We start from the raw sequence: 15,021 nt of genomic DNA on the forward strand, positions 1-15,021 counted from the left end.
GCATGGATGTCTCCCACCTGCTTGATGGCCTGAACCCGGCCCAGCGCGAAGCCGTCTCCGCTCCCCCCGGCCACCACCTGGTGCTGGCCGGTGCCGGTTCCGGCAAGACCCGCGTACTTACCCACCGCATCGCCTGGCTGCATGAAGTCGAAGGCGTGCCGACCCATGGCATCTTCGCGGTGACCTTCACCAACAAGGCCGCCGGCGAGATGCGCCACCGCATCGACGCACAGCTGCCGCATGGCAGCCGTGGCATGTGGATCGGTACCTTCCACGGCCTGGCCAACCGCCTGCTGCGCCTGCACTGGCAGGACGCGAAGCTGCCCGAAGGTTTCCAGGTGATGGATTCGGACGACCAGCTGCGGCTGGTCAAGCGTGTGGTGCAGGCGCTGGAGATCGACGACGGCAAGCATCCGCCCAAGCAGATCGCGTGGTGGATCAACGAACAGAAGGATGAAGGCCGCCGCCCGCAGCACATCCAGCCCGAGCCGCACGATGCGTGGCTGGAAACCATGCGCCAGGCCTACATCGAGTACCAGGCGCGCTGCGACCGTGCCGGCCTGGTCGACTTCGCCGAACTGCTGCTGCGCGCGCATGAGCTGCTGCGTGACAATCCCGGCCTGCTGGCGCACTACCGCGCCCGCTTCCGCGAGATCCTGGTGGACGAGTTCCAGGACACCAATGCCATCCAGTACGCCTTCGTGCGCGTGCTGGCCGGGGAGTCCGGCCATGTGTTCGTGGTCGGCGACGACGACCAGGCCATCTACGGCTGGCGCGGTGCCAAGGTGGAGAACGTGCAGGGCTTCCTGCGTGATTTCCCGGGCGCGCAGACCATCCGCCTGGAACAGAACTACCGCTCCACGGCCAACATCCTCGGTGCTGCCAACGCGGTGATCGCGCACAACCCCGATCGCATCGGCAAGCAGCTGTGGACCGACAGCGGTGACGGCGAGCCGATCGACCTGTACGCGGCGTACAACGAGATGGACGAGGCCCGCTACATCGTCGAACGTGCCCGCCAGTGGGTGCGCGATGGTGGCAGCTACACCGAAGTGGCCGTGCTCTACCGCAGCAATGCCCAGTCGCGCGCGCTGGAAGAAGCTCTGCTGAGCGAGCAGGTGCCGTACCGCGTGTACGGCGGCATGCGCTTCTTCGAACGCGCCGAGATCAAGGACGCGCTGGCCTACCTGCGCCTGCTCTCCAACCGCAACGACGATGCCGCCTTCGAGCGCGCGGTGAACACGCCGACCCGCGGCATCGGTGAACGCACCCTCGACGAAGTGCGGCGCGAGGCACGAGCGCAGGGCATTTCGCTGTGGGAAGCCACCATGCTGGTCACCCAGGGCAATGCGCTGGCCGCGCGTGCGCGCAACGCACTGGCGGGCTTCCTGGTGCTGGTCAACGAACTGCAGGCGCAGACCCGGGACATGACCCTGGCCGAGCGCGTGGACCACGTGCTCTCGCGCTCGCAGCTGCGTGAGCACTGGAGCAAGGAAAGCCGCAATTCGCTCGACTCCGAATCGCGCACCGACAACCTCGACGAACTGGTCTCGGTCGCCTCACGCTTCGTGCGGCGGGCCGATGACATCGAGGAAGTGGGCGAGGACATGGACGAGCTGGTGGCGTTCCTGGCCTACGCTGCGCTGGAGGCCGGCGAGGGCCAGGCGCAGGCCGGCGAGGACGGCGTGCAGCTGATGACCCTGCATTCGGCGAAGGGCCTGGAATTCCCCCTGGTGTTCCTGGCCGGCATGGAGGATGGCCTGTTCCCGAGCGCGCGTTCGCTGGAAGAAAGCGGCCGGCTGGAGGAAGAGCGGCGCCTGGCGTATGTGGGCATCACCCGGGCGCGGCAGAAGCTGGTGCTGTGCTACGCCGAATCACGCCGCATCCATGGCCAGGACAACTACAGCCTGCCTTCGCGATTCCTGCGTGAGATTCCACGCGGGCTGCTGCATGAAGTGCGGCCGAAGGTGCAGGTCTCGCGCCCCGCGTCGCTGGGCAGCAGCCGGGTGATGGGGCATGCCGCCATCGAGCTGCCGCCGATCAAGCTCGGCGCGCTGGTCAGCCATCCCAAGTTCGGCGAAGGCATGGTGACCGATTACGAAGGCAACGGCGCCCACGCCCGCGTGCAGGTCGAGTTCGCCGACGCCGGCAGCAAGTGGCTGGTGATGGCCTACGCCAACCTGACGGTGATCTGATTCCCGTCGAGGGGTCGCTGGGATACCTGTAGAGCCGAGCCCATGCTCGGCTGCTTCTGGTGGGAAAAGCAGCCGAGCATGGGCTTGGCTCTACAATAGGCGGCATCTCTTCCAGGAATGCCCCCATGACCGAGCCCACGCTGCATGTCACCGTGACCTTGAACGCCAGGCTGCAGCCTGAGCATCGCCACGAGCTGTTCGAGGATCCGCTGGACGCGCTGCTGCAGGCCGCCGAAGTGGGCGAAATCACCGGCGGCGGGACCGCCCTCTCCGATGACGGCGAGGTCGAGTACGGCGACATCGAGGTGGCGCTTCATGACGCGGCAGGTGTGCCGAAGTTGATCGATCTGCTGGAGCAGCTGGGCGCGCCGAAGGGGTCGAAGGTGCAGGGCGCCGGGGACGGCGACCGCGGTTTCGGCGTCACCGAAGGGCTGGGCATCTATCTGGATGGCCAGAACCTGCCGGACGAGGTCTACGAACAATGCGATTCCAACCATGTGTTCGAACAGCTGTCCGAACGCATCGATGGCCTGGGTGAGATCTGCAGCTGGTGGCAGGGCCCGACCGAGACCGCGCTGTACATGTACGGCCAGTCGTTCGAGGCGATGCGTGATGCGATCGCCGGGTTCGTGGCCAGCTACCCGCTGTGCCAGAACGCACGCGTGGTGCAGATCGCCTGAGAGGGCCACCTGTAGAGCCGAGCCCACGCTCGGCTCATCCATCCGGAGCCGAGCATGGGCTCGGCTCTACAGGCGCCGGATTGATCCTGCTCAAAGCGCCACGTGCACATCGGGTGTGCAATGGTGGCGTTCCCATCCGGCGGATTGCCACGGAGCCCCACCATGTACACGCGCATCCTGATCGCCACCGACGGGTCCGAGCTGGCCGACAAGGGCCTGGCCAAGGGCCTGGAGCTGGCCAAGGACCTCAACGCCGAGGTCGATATCGTCACCGTTTCCGAGCCGTGGGCCGTCGGCATGTACGACGCCATGGGCTGGAGCGTGGGCTACATGAACAGCCCCGAGTACAAGGCCGACCGCGAGGAAGGCGCGCAGAAGGTGCTGCAGCCGGCGCTGGCCAAGGCCGCCGAACAGGGCATTACCGCCAACCCGGTGCACGTACTGGACCGCTACGCGGCCGACGGCATCATCGAGACCGCTGCCGAGCGCAACAGCGACCTGATCGTGATGACCTCGCATGGCCGTCGTGGCGTGACCCGCGTGCTGCTGGGCAGCCAGACCGCCGAGGTGCTGGCACGCAGCACGCTTCCGGTGCTGGTCATCCGCTGAGGCACGTGTTCCCGGGGAGGGGACAACGACGCCGGCCGCAGGATGCGCGCCGGCGTCATCTTTTGTGCAGCCGGGCTCGCTGGGGTCGGATCCTGCGGAAAGGGATCCGACCCCTGTCACATCACCAGCTGTAGAGCTTCCAGTACACCGGCGAGACGCCGTCCTTGTCGGTGTCCATGCGGCCATCGCCGTTCTTGTCGTACATGTAGAACGGGGCACCCCGCGACGGCGTCACCTTGACCATGCGCAGCTGCCCGGCCACGCGGTACTCCTCGATGGTGTCGCCGTTGCTCATGGTGCGGCTGGAGACCTCGGCGCCCTTGACGTCGACCGGGGGCGCCCCGGCGCCACCCATGCTGGCGCAGCCGGCAAGCAGGAGCAGGGAGGCCAGCATCAGAGTCTTCATGGGCGGTGGTCCTTTGCCTGGAAAGAGATTCGATTATGCCCCATCGTCGGGCATGCGCCGTGTCGCCGCTGTGCAGGGACAGGCGCGTAGAATCGCTGCATGAGCAGATTAGTCCTGATCGACGGGTCCAGTTACCTGTACCGCGCGTTCCACGCGCTGCCGCCCCTGTCCAATGCACAGGGCGAGCCCACCGGCGCGCTGTTCGGCGTGGTCAACATGCTGCGCTCGACGCTGAAGGAGCGGCCGGCCTACGTCGCGTTCGTCGTCGATGCGCCCGGCAAGACCTTCCGTGATGACCTGTACGACCAGTACAAGGCCAACCGTCCCCCGATGCCCGACGAGCTGCGCAGCCAGGTCGAGCCGATGTGCCGCATCGTCGAAGCGCTGGGCATCAGCATCCTGCGCGTTCCGGGCGTGGAAGCCGACGATGTGATCGGCACGCTGGCCCTGCAGGGCCAGGCGCAGGACCTGAAGGTGACGATCTCCACCGGCGACAAGGACTTCGCCCAGCTGGTGCGGCCGGGCATCGAACTGGTCAACACCATGACCGGCAGCCGCATGGATTCGGACGCGGCGGTGATGGAGAAGTTCGGTGTGCGCGCCGACCAGATCGTCGACCTGCTGGCGTTGATGGGCGACAGCGTCGACAACGTGCCGGGCGTGGAAAAGTGCGGGCCGAAGACCGCCGCCAAGTGGCTGGCCGAGTACCAGCACCTGGAGGGCGTGATGGCCGCCGCGCCGTCCATGAAGGGCAAGATCGGCGAGAACCTGCGTGCGGCGCTGGAGCGCCTGCCGCTGAACCGCGAGCTGGTGACGATCCGCACCGACGTCGCGCTGGAGGCCACCCCGACCACGCTGGCGCTGCGCGAACAGGACGTTCCGGCGCTGACCGAGCTGTACACGCGCTACGGTTTCACCCAGGCCCTGAAGGAACTGGGGGCGCCGCTGCCGGCACCGGCCGTGGCCAGCGAGGCGGCACCGAGCCTGCGTGGCACGGCGGCCGGCTTCGCCCGTGGCAGTGCGGAGGCACCGGCCGAGGGCACGCTGGATCCGGCGCTGGCCGCGCCAGGTGAATACGAGACCGTGCTTACCAGCGGACAGCTGCAGGCCTGGGTGGAGCGGCTGCAGCAGGCTGACCTGATCAGCTTCGATACCGAAACCGATGCGCTGGATGCGATGCGCGCGCGCCTGGTCGGTGTCAGCCTGGCGGTCGAGCCGGGCAAGGCGGCCTACATCCCGGTGGGCCATGACTACCCCGGCGCACCGGCGCAGCTGCCGCTGCAGCAGGTGCTGGACGCGTTGCGCCCGGTACTGCAGGACCCGGCAAGGAAGAAGCTGGGCCAGCACGGCAAGTACGACCTGCATGTGCTGCGGCGCCATGGTGTCGAGGTGCAGGGTTACCACGACGACACCATGCTTGAGAGCTTCGTGCTCAATTCCACCGCCACCCGCCACGACATGGATTCGCTGGCCCTGCGTTACCTGGGCTACACCACCATCAAGTTCGAGGACGTGGCCGGCAAGGGCGCCAAGCAGATTCCGTTCTCGCAGGTGGGCATCGACGAGGCCAGCCGCTATGCGGCCGAGGACGCCGACATCACCCTGCGCCTGCACCGCGCGCTGCAACCGCAGCTGCTGGCCGAACCGGCCCTGGACAGCGTGTACCGCGACATCGAGATGCCACTGGTGCCGGTACTGGCCAGCATCGAGGCCAACGGTGTGCGCATCGATGCCGACGAGCTGCGCCGGCAGAGCCAGGACCTGTCTTCGCGCATGCTGGCCGCGCAGCAGAAGGCCACCGAGCTGGCCGGGCGCAGTTTCAACCTGGATTCGCCGAAGCAGCTGCAGGCCGTGCTGTTCGACGAGCTGAAGCTGCCGGCGGTGGTGAAGACGCCGAAGGGCCAGCCCAGCACCAATGAAGAGGCGCTGGAGGCGATCGCCGACCAGCATGAGCTGCCGCGGGTGATCCTCGATTACCGTGGCCTGGCCAAGCTGCGCAGCACCTATACCGACAAGCTGCCGGAGATGGTCAACCCGGATACCGGCAGGGTGCACACCAGCTACCACCAGTCCGGCGCTGCCACCGGCCGCCTGTCCTCCTCGGACCCGAACCTGCAGAACATCCCGATCCGCACCGAAGATGGCCGCCGCATCCGCCGCGCCTTCGTCGCACCGGAAGGCTGCCAGCTGCTGGCAGCCGACTATTCGCAGATCGAACTGCGGATCATGGCCCACCTGTCCGAAGACCCGGGCCTGGTGCGCGCCTTCGAGCAGGGCGCCGACGTGCACCGCGCCACCGCCGCAGAAGTGTTCGGCCGCACCCTGGACGAGGTGACGCCGAACGAGCGCCGCGCGGCCAAGGCGATCAATTTCGGCCTGATGTACGGCATGAGTGCCTTCGGCCTGGCCCGCAACCTCGGCATCGACCGGGGCCAGGCGCAGGATTATGTGGCGTTGTACTTCAGCCGTTACCCGGGCGTGCGTGACTTCATGGAGCGGATGCGCCAGCAGGCCCGTGACCAGGGCTATGTGGAAACGCTGTTCGGCCGCCGCCTGTATCTGAACGATATCCATGCACGCAACCAGGGCCTGCGTGCCGGTGCTGAACGCGCGGCGATCAACGCGCCGATGCAGGGCACGGCTGCCGACATCATCAAGCGTGCGATGGTGGATGTTGACCGCTGGCTGCGCGACAGCGGGGCGCCGGCGCGGATGATCCTGCAGGTGCACGATGAACTGGTGTTCGAAACCGAGACTGCGTTTGTCGAGGAGCTGCGGGAAAATGTGGTGCAGCGTATGTCGCAATCGGCACAGTTGCGCGTTCCTTTGGTGGTCGACACCGGCGTAGGCAAGAACTGGGACGAGGCACACTGAGTCGCTTTCGGTCCTGAAACGACGTGAATTTGTTCATCTGGCCACAGTTTCTGACTCGGCCATGAATACTCGCCCCATCGCGGTTCATTAAATTGGCTCCCTTCACGAACCGTTAGTGTTCGGAGTGGTTCTATAGCTCTCGACAGGCGCAATGCCTGTTGTGGATCTCTCCCATCCCCTGGAGCAGATCTCGGAACGGGGACTCCTCCCCAAGTGCCCGTTCCCCGGCCCCGTTGACCTCCCCCTGGTCAGCGGGGCTTTTTATTTGCGCCGCCGGCAGGCTGCCGGCTGCTAGGCTGGGCCACCGCCCAGCAGGGGAGCCCGCAATGCACGATCTGTTCGCACTGGCGATGCCGTGGTGGGAGTTCATCCTGCGCGCGGTGGTGGTCTACACCGTCGTGCTGGGCCTGGTGCGCCTCAGCGGCAAGCGCGCGCTGGGGCAGATCACCCCGTTCGACGTGCTGCTGATCGTGCTGCTGGGCAACGCGGTGCAGAACGCGCTGCTGGGCCAGGACACGTCCCTGGGCGGTGGCCTGCTGCTCGCCGCGACCCTGATCCTGCTCAACTACGGCGTGGGCTGGGTGACCACCCGCAACCGCCGCCTGGAGCGCCTGATCGAGGGGGAACCGGTGGTGATCGCCCGTGACGGCACCCTGTTGCGGGATGTTCTGCGCCGCGAACTGATCAGCCGGGCCGATTTCGATGCCGCCATGCGCCAGCAGGGCTGCCTGCGCATCGATGATGTGCAGGTGGCGCTGCTGGAAACCACCGGCCACATCACGATCATCGCCCGGCACACGGACGCGTAGGGCCGGCGGCATGCGTGCGGGGACGGCCACGCCGCCCCGCGAGATGCCTTAGAGCCAGTCGCGCGGGACCAGGTAATCGGCCAGCCGGGCTTCCGGACTGCCCGCCTCGGGGGTGAAGCCGTATTCCCAGCGCACCCGCGGCGGCAGGCTCATCAGGATGCTTTCGCTGCGGCCGCCGCTCTGCAGGCCGAACAGCGTGCCGCGGTCGTAGACCAGGTTGAATTCCACATAGCGGCCCCGCCGGTACAGCTGGAATTCGCGCTCGCGCTCGCCATGGGCGATGTCCTTGCGCTGCTGCACGATCGGCAGATAGGCATCGAGGAAGCCGTCGCCGACCGCCCGCAGGTAATCGAAGTCGCGTTCGAAATCGCCGTGCAGATCGTCGAAGAACAGGCCGCCGATGCCGCGCGTTTCGTTGCGGTGGCGCAGGAAGAAGTACTCGTCGCACCAGCGCTTGTGCGCGCTGTAGCGCTCTTCACCGAACGGCGCGCACAGGTCGTGGGCGACCTGATGCCAATGGCGCACGTCCTCGTCGAAGGGATAGAAGGGGGTCAGATCGAAACCCCCCCCGAACCAGCTGGCCACCACTTCGCCGTCGCGCTGCGCCTGGAAGAAGCGCACGTTGGCATGGGTGGTGGGCACATAGGGGTTGAGCGGGTGGAACACCAGCGATACGCCGGTGGCGCGCCAGGATGCACCGGCCAGCTCCGGGCGGTTGGCCGAGGCCGACGGCGGCAGGCGGCTGCCGGAGACATCCGAGAAGCCGATTCCGGCCTGTTCGAACACCGCGCCGTCGCGCAGCACGCGGGTACGGCCACCCCCGCCTTCAGCGCGCTGCCACAGGTCTTCCTGGAAGCGGGCCTGGCCGTCGGCCGCTTCGATCGCCGCACAGATGCGGTCCTGCAGGTCGGTCAGGTAGGCGCGCACGCGCTCGAATTCGTTCATGACGCGTACTTTACCGCAGGGCCTGCCGCACGCCGCGGGTGAGGGCAGGTCAGTGGAAGCAGGAGCGGATATCCGGCCGCAGCAGGCGCCAGGCCAGCCAGCCCTGCGCGATGAGCAGGGCGAATGCGCCGCCGAACAAGGTCAGCGACATGAGGATGTGTTGGGTTCGCGCTTCGCGCAGTGTGTCTGGATCGACGATACGCCCGATGACGTCGGCGAGGACGCTGTCCAGCCACCCGGCGACGGCGAAGTTTGCCAGGGCCGAGAGCCACAGCAATGCCACGTAGCTCCACAGCCCCCAGCGACGTCGCCGGGCAAATCCCCAGCTGGAAAGCACGGCGGGGATCGCTGACAGCATCAGCCACAGGGTAGCGTCCACCGGCTTGCGCAGTATCCACAGCACGCTTGGCGGGAACTGCTGTTCAGTGGCCGACAGCAGCATCCACCGCCAGAACGGGCCGCCGGACAGCTGCCAGACCACCAGCGCCTGAATCGCCATGGCCACCACGAACGCTGCGCAGATCAGCAGCGACGCCAGGCCGAGCGGCCGCACGAAATCCTCCGGGTTGAGCGGCGTGGCAGGGCGGTGCCGGGGCGGTTGAAGCGACATCCGATGTCCTTGGCTGCAGTGGCGTCTTCAGCGGGTCGCCACCCGGGTGGCAACGGCCGGCAGGATATGGTGTTCGCTCAAGGGTGCCAAGCGCAGGCCATGGGGCGGGCGCAGCGGCACCCACGCCAGCTCGGCGATTTCCGCGCGTGCCTGCGGCGTGCCCTGTACCTGCACCCACCAGGCCTCGGCCTGTACGCGATGACCAGGCTCGTTCACCGCCCAGTCCTGGAAATGGCCCAGCGCCACGGTCGGGCCGGCGAGCAGGCGCACACCCAGCTCCTCGTCCAGTTCGCGGGCCAGCGTCTGCAGTGGCGTTTCGCCCGGTTCGGGCTTGCCTCCGGGCTGGATGAAGCGGTCGGCGCCGTGCTTGCGTACCACCAGCGCCCGGCCGTGGTCGTCGACGATGACCGCGGCCACGATGTGGATCGTGGCCGCGGCACTGCTCACTTCAGGTTCTGCTCGAACAGCTTGAGGATGCGCTTGTACTGATCCAGCCAGGAGTCGGCGCGGACGTAGCCGTGGCGCTCCAGCGGGTACGGGGCGATCGACCAGTTGTCCTTGTGCAGCTCGATCAGGCGCTGGGTCAGGTTCACCGAGTCCTGGAAGAACACGTTGTCATCCATCATGCCGTGCGCGATCAGCAGGTTGTCCTGCAGGTTCTGCGCGTACTCGATCGGCGAGGACACCCGGTACGCCTCCGGATCGATGTCCGGCGTGTTGAGGATGTTGCTGGTATAGGCGTGGTTGTAGTTGTGCCAGTCCACCACCGGGCGCAGCGCGGCACCGGCCTTGAAGGTGCCCGGTGCGCGGAACAGCGCCATGAAGGTCATGAAGCCGCCGTAGGAGCCACCGTAGATGCCGGCGTGGTCACGGTCGCCCTGCTGGGTGTCCACCAGCCAGTCCAGGCCGTCCTTGTAGTCTTCCAGTTCCGGGTGGCCCATGTTGCGGTAGACGGCCGTGCGCCAGTCGCGGCCGTAGCCCTCGCTGCCGCGGTAGTCCATGTCCAGCACGATGTAGCCCTTCTGCACCAGCAGGTTGTGGAACATCTGCTCGCGGAAGTAGGCCGGATAGCGCTGGTGCACGTTCTGCAGGTAGCCGGCACCGTGGACGAACATCACGATCGGGTACTTCCTGCCCGGTTCCTTGTGCTCGGGTTCGTAGTACTTGGCCCAGACCACGCCGGCGCCATGCCTGGACGGTACCGCCACCAGCTTCGGCTGGATCCACTGGCGCGCCTTGAAGTCGGCGCTGCGGGTATCGGTCAGCACGCGGGCCTGGCCGCCCGCGCTGGGCAGCACCGCCAGCTGCGGTGGCAGGTAGGCACCGGAGTAGCGCACCAGCAGCTGCTGGCCATCCGGCGACAGCGAGAAGTCTTCCACGCCGTTGAGGCTGGTCAGCTCGCGGACCTGACGGCTGCCGGTGTCGACCGCGCAGACTTCGTAATCGTGCGGGGCCTGCTGGTTGCACAGGAAGTAGAAGCCCTTGCCGTCGGCCGACAGCACGGGCGCGGAGGTCTCCCACTTGCCGCTGGTCAGCGCCTGCGGCCGGGCAGTGCCGGCCTGGGTGTACAGGTGCGAGAAGCCCGATTCCTCGGACAGCAGCCACAGCGTGCGGCCATCGGCCATCCAGCCGAAATCGTTGAAGCCCCAGTTGATCCACGCGTTGTCGGTCAGCCGGTGGCGGTTCTGCACGCGGCCGTCGCTGCCGATGCTGACGATCCAGCGGTCCTTGTTGTCGTTGGCGCGCAGCATCACCGCCGCCTGCTGGCCATCGGCGCTCCAGCGCATGCCGCCGCCCATGAAGTCGCTCATCACCTGCACGCTGCGTTCGCCCTTCAGCGCCTCCTTGCCGGCCTTGCGGCGCAGGTCGGCCAGCGGGTCGGTGGCGATGCCCGGCAGGCCGGACAGCGACAGCTTCTGCGCCTTGCCGCTGCGCACGTCCACGTACCACAGGGTGTGCGGCTCGTTGCCATTGCGACCGACGCGGGTGCGGGTGTCCTCGGTTTCCTCGTAACCGGATTCGGTCACGTACAGCGGCATCTTGCTGGTGCGGCCCTCGTCGAAGTCCTTCGGCGTGGTCACCACGATCAGGTGGCCCAGGTCCGGCGACAGCACGCTGTCGGCGATCTCCACGTCGGCGCCCAGGTATACCGGGCCCGGCGCGCGGGTCGGGTCGGCCTGGCGCCAGCGCTGGTCCTGGTCCTTCAATGCCTCGCGCTGCTCGCGGTCGCGACGCAGGGTTTCCAGGGTACGCAGCTGCTGGTCGCGCAGCAGGTCGTCCTTGGGCGCGCTGTTGGGGTCCTTGTCGGCCTTCAGGCTGGCAACCTGCTGCACGCCGCCGGCAGCGGTCCAGTGGAACCAGTTCTGGCCCACCCGCCAGATCACGCCGTTGTCGGCAGCGAAGTTCACCCCGCTGGCGCGCTCGTTGCTGCGCGTGAGCTGGGTGAGCGCGCCGCTGCGCAGGTCGCGCACGAACACGTCGCCGTTGCGGACGAAGGCGCTGCGGGTGCGGGTGCGGTCGTAGACCGGATCGGCCACGTCCAGGGTGCCGCGCTGGTCGTCTGCCACCTGGGCCGCAACACCACCGGCCACGGGCTGGCGGAAGGTGTCGCGCACCGGGCTGCCGTTGCGCTTGAGCTGGTACTCGACCTGCTGGCTGTTCCACGACCACCAGGCCTTCTCGACCGGCGGACCGATCCAGTCCGGATCCGCCATGGCCTGTTCGATGGTGATCGGCGTCGGCGCGGCATGGGCGGCCGGTGCGGCCAGCACGGCCGACAGCAGGAGGGACAGGGGCAGCACTCGGGACATGGGCGGACGGCACCAGAAAAGGAAACCGGGCAAGGGTAGCAGCCGTTCGCGCCGCAGGAGGGGGCCACAGGTCATGGCAGCGGGATCGGCAAAGCGGTGCAACCGGTGCCCGCCATCGCGCATCCATTCTCCTGAACCCGCATCATTCACCGCACAGGAGCACGACCATGCAGGAACTCATCCCGATCACCCTCTTCATCTGCATCGCCTACGCCATCCACGCCATCGCCGATGCGCGCGCGCGCAGCAAGCTGGTCGCACCGCACGTGCCCGAGGAGGTGATCCGCTCCCTGGCCGTGCTGGAGGAAGAGCGCCGCCGCCAGGGCGCGCTGCGCTGGGGCATCAGCCTGGTGTGCCTGGCCCTGGCCATGGGCCTGCTGGAAGTCCTGGGCGCCCGCGACCTCACCTTTGGCGCCGCTGCCGCCCTGGTGGGCAGTGCCGGCCTGGGCCAGCTGCTGGCCTGGCACTTCACCCGCCCCGCCGTGCGCAAGAGCTGAGCGCCGGCATGCCACACGCCCCGGGGGAGCGGTGCGCATGAGCCTGCTGGGCGAAGCCCTGTCCGCCCTGCGCGGCCGCCGCCGGCAGGACGCCGCGGCGGCCGCGGTCATCGAAGATGATGCGGCGCTGGTGCGGGCCATCATCGATGGCTCGCAACCGGCGTTCGCGCAGCTGGTGCAGGCCCATCAGCGCACGTGCGCGCATGTGATCGGTCGCATGGTGGGTGACCGCGATCAGGTCGCTGACCTGCTGCAGGAGACCTTCCTGGCGGTGTTCCGGCAACTGCACCGGTTCCGCTTCGAATCCTCGCTGCGGACCTGGATCTCACGGGTGGCCTACACCACCGCATTGCAGCACCTGCGTCGCCGGCGCCTGGAAGCGCAGTGGATGGTGGCGGTGGAGGTACCGGAGGATCTGGGCATCGGTGACGAGGGACCGGGCCCGGCCGAACTCAGCCAAGCGCTGCAGGCCGGCCGCCAGCTGGGTGCGGCGCTGGAGCGGTTGAGCCCGCCGCAGCGCCTGATCGTCGGCCTGCACTACCTGGAGGATTTCGACCTGGCAGAGATCGAGCAGGTGACCGGTCTTGCGCGCGGTACCATCAAAAGCCACCTGCACCGCGCGCGTCTGCTCCTGAAGCAGGAACTGACGCGGCATGCCACCGCCGGAGAACTGCTGTGAATCCACCGACCGATCCCCGCGATGCCGACGAGCGCGCGCTGGCGCAGGCGTTGCGTGAACAGGCACGGCAGGAACAGACCCCGGACGTGAGCGAGGCGTTGCAGACGCGTATTGCCAGTGAGTCGCGCGACAGTGGCGTGGGCTATGTGGTGGTGCAGGTGCTGCTGGTGGGCGCGCTGCTGGCGGCCGGTGCCTGGTACTTCTGGCCTTGAGGCTCTCGCCGGGCATGGCCCGGCGCTACCTGGGGATCAATGGGTAGCGCAGGGCCATTCCCGGCGGATCGGCGGATCAATGGGTAGCGCCGGGCCATGCCCGGCGGATCGGCGGATCAATGAGTAGCGCCGGGCCATGCCCGGCGGATCGGCGCCGGCAGGTCATGGGGCGCGGCCATGCCCGGCGGCTTCCCCTGCGACAGAGTGAAGCAGCGCGTCACCCGGTCGCATCCCGGCGTAACGAAATATTCCTAAAGTGGTCCGGTATCCCACCGGTCGCAGGCAGGAGGCGTCCCTTGGACGCGTTGTTGTTGTCCCGGATCCAGTTCGGATTCGTCATCAGTTTCCATGTGCTGTTCCCGGCCTTCACCATTGGCACGGCCAGCTGGCTGGCCTTCGTCGAATGGCGCTGGCTGCGTACCCGTCTCCCGGTCTGGCGGGAGCTGTACTTCTTCTGGCAGAAGATCTTCGCCGTATCGTTCGGCATGGGCGTGGTCAGCGGCATCGTCATGGCCTTCCAGTTCGGCACCCACTGGCCGCGCCTGAGCGAGGTGGCCGGTACCGTCATCGGCCCGCTGCTGACCTACGAGGTGCTGACCGCGTTCTTCCTGGAAGCCAGCTTCCTGGGCGTGATGATGTTCGGCTGGGGCCGGGTTTCGCCGCGCCTGCATTTCCTGTCCACCTGCATGGTGGCGCTGGGCACGCTGTTCTCCACGTTCTGGATCCTGTCGTCCAACAGCTGGCTGCACACCCCGGCCGGCTACGAGATGGTCAATGGCATCGTGCATCCGGTGGACTGGTGGCAGGTGGTGTTCAACCCGTCGTTCCCGTACCGGCTGGCGCACATGGCGCTGGGCTCGTTCATCACCACCTGCTTCGTGATCGGCGGCGTGGGTGCGTGGTACCTGCGCAGGGGAACGCACGTGGAGGCGGGCCGACGCATGCTGATCGCGGCCGTGGCGTTTGCCGCGCTGACCGTGCCGGTGCAGATCTTCGTCGGCGACATGCATGGCCTGAACACCCTCAAGCACCAGCCGATGAAGATCGCGGCGGTGGAAGCGCACTGGCATGAATCCGGCGAAGGCGAGGGCGTGCCGCTGGTGGTATTCGCGCTGCCCAACGAAAAGGACGAGCGCAACGACTTCGAAGTCGCCATTCCGAAGCTGGGCAGCGTGATCCTGACCCATTCGCTGGACGGCACCTTCGATCCGCTGACTTCGGTACCGGCCAGTGAACGGCCACCGGTGACGCCGGTGTTCTTCGCCTTCCGCATCATGGTTGGACTGGGCACGCTGATGCTGCTGCTGGCATGGGTGTCGGCGTTCCAGCTGTGGCGGAGGAAGCTGCTGGATTCGCCGTGGCTGCTGCGCGGCTGGAACTGGATGTTGCCGAGCGGCTTCATCGCGCTGCTCTCCGGCTGGTTCGTCACCGAGATGGGGCGGCAGCCGTGGGTGGTCTACGGCGTGCTGCGTACTGCCGATGCGGTCGGCCCGCAGAGCGCATGGATGACCGCGCTGTCGCTGGGGGTCTACGTCGTCGGCTACGCCTTCGTCTTCGGCTGGGGCATCTGGTACCTGGTGAAGATCCTGCGCCATGGACCGCAGCCCCACGACCAGGGGCCCTCGCTGGACCACGGCAGCCACACCCCGGCACGGCCGCTGTCCGCCGCCGACGAACCGCTGGAGGAGCGCTGAC

Annotated in this window: 14 protein-coding genes; 9 read left to right on the forward strand and 5 right to left on the reverse strand. The window is 67.5% G+C overall.

Features of this window, described 5'->3' with window-relative positions:
- The first annotated feature begins 2 nt into the window (after positions 1-2).
- The 3 genes from uvrD (at position 3) to ABE543_RS04435 (ending at position 3,484) form a co-directional block, all read left to right on the forward strand.
- Positions 3-2,195: a DNA helicase II gene (gene uvrD / locus ABE543_RS04425; RefSeq protein ID WP_053519932.1), complete on the forward strand. Its 2,193-nt coding sequence runs from the start codon at positions 3-5 to the stop codon at positions 2,193-2,195.
- Between the two features lie 125 nt (positions 2,196-2,320).
- On the forward strand, positions 2,321-2,875 hold the full coding sequence (locus tag ABE543_RS04430; protein ID WP_049433087.1) for a hypothetical protein: 555 nt from the start codon (positions 2,321-2,323) through the stop codon (positions 2,873-2,875).
- 162 nt (positions 2,876-3,037) lie between these two features.
- Positions 3,038-3,484 (forward strand): universal stress protein, encoded by a 447-nt coding sequence (locus ABE543_RS04435; protein ID WP_053519931.1) that lies wholly within the window; start codon positions 3,038-3,040, stop codon positions 3,482-3,484.
- A 121-nt stretch (positions 3,485-3,605) separates the two neighbouring features.
- Here ABE543_RS04435 and ABE543_RS04440 read toward each other — a convergent pair whose 3' ends face one another.
- A complete protein-coding gene (locus ABE543_RS04440; protein WP_053519930.1) occupies positions 3,606-3,890 on the reverse strand; it encodes a DUF2782 domain-containing protein in 285 nt (94 codons plus the stop codon).
- A gap of 99 nt (positions 3,891-3,989) precedes the next feature.
- On the opposite strand from ABE543_RS04440, the gene polA reads away from it, so the two are divergent.
- Positions 3,990-6,764, forward strand: a complete 2,775-nt coding sequence (gene polA, locus ABE543_RS04445) for a DNA polymerase I (RefSeq protein WP_346475354.1) — start codon at positions 3,990-3,992, stop codon at positions 6,762-6,764.
- 326 nt (positions 6,765-7,090) lie between these two features.
- Entirely contained in the window at positions 7,091-7,573 is a 483-nt protein-coding gene (locus tag ABE543_RS04450; RefSeq protein WP_053519928.1) for a YetF domain-containing protein, read from the forward strand.
- A gap of 48 nt (positions 7,574-7,621) precedes the next feature.
- On the opposite strand, the gene hemF is transcribed toward ABE543_RS04450, so the two are convergent.
- The 4 genes from hemF to ABE543_RS04470 are packed head-to-tail and all read right to left on the reverse strand — an operon-like array spanning position 7,622 to position 11,938.
- Entirely contained in the window at positions 7,622-8,518 is an 897-nt protein-coding gene (gene hemF / locus ABE543_RS04455) for an oxygen-dependent coproporphyrinogen oxidase (RefSeq protein ID WP_053519927.1), read from the reverse strand.
- 49 nt (positions 8,519-8,567) lie between these two features.
- The gene (locus ABE543_RS04460) at positions 8,568-9,128 is read right to left on the reverse strand and encodes a hypothetical protein (protein WP_346475355.1); all 561 of its coding nucleotides are present in this window, start codon (positions 9,126-9,128) and stop codon (positions 8,568-8,570) included.
- Positions 9,129-9,155: 27 nt separating this feature from the next.
- On the reverse strand, positions 9,156-9,575 hold the full coding sequence (locus tag ABE543_RS04465; RefSeq protein WP_111187186.1) for an NUDIX domain-containing protein: 420 nt from the start codon (positions 9,573-9,575) through the stop codon (positions 9,156-9,158).
- The gene (locus ABE543_RS04470) at positions 9,572-11,938 is read right to left on the reverse strand and encodes a S9 family peptidase (RefSeq protein ID WP_065181421.1); all 2,367 of its coding nucleotides are present in this window, start codon (positions 11,936-11,938) and stop codon (positions 9,572-9,574) included. The genes ABE543_RS04465 and ABE543_RS04470 overlap by 4 nt, the downstream gene beginning before the upstream one ends.
- Positions 11,939-12,105: 167 nt before the next feature.
- On the opposite strand from ABE543_RS04470, the gene ABE543_RS04475 reads away from it, so the two are divergent.
- From ABE543_RS04475 to ABE543_RS04490, 4 genes are all read left to right on the forward strand, one after another.
- Entirely contained in the window at positions 12,106-12,435 is a 330-nt protein-coding gene (locus tag ABE543_RS04475; RefSeq protein WP_053519923.1) for a hypothetical protein, read from the forward strand.
- A 37-nt stretch (positions 12,436-12,472) separates the two neighbouring features.
- The gene (locus ABE543_RS04480; RefSeq protein WP_053519922.1) at positions 12,473-13,114 is read left to right on the forward strand and encodes a sigma-70 family RNA polymerase sigma factor; all 642 of its coding nucleotides are present in this window, start codon (positions 12,473-12,475) and stop codon (positions 13,112-13,114) included.
- Entirely contained in the window at positions 13,111-13,326 is a 216-nt protein-coding gene (locus ABE543_RS04485) for a hypothetical protein (RefSeq protein ID WP_053519921.1), read from the forward strand. Before ABE543_RS04480 ends, ABE543_RS04485 begins: the two co-directional genes overlap by 4 nt.
- A gap of 296 nt (positions 13,327-13,622) precedes the next feature.
- On the forward strand, positions 13,623-15,020 hold the full coding sequence (locus ABE543_RS04490) for a cytochrome ubiquinol oxidase subunit I (RefSeq protein WP_253119109.1): 1,398 nt from the start codon (positions 13,623-13,625) through the stop codon (positions 15,018-15,020).
- The last annotated feature ends 1 nt before the right edge of the window (position 15,021 follow it).

Origin of the sequence: Stenotrophomonas sp. TWI169 (genome assembly GCF_039674705.1) — a bacterium.
Lineage (GTDB): Bacteria > Pseudomonadota > Gammaproteobacteria > Xanthomonadales > Xanthomonadaceae > Stenotrophomonas > Stenotrophomonas maltophilia_P.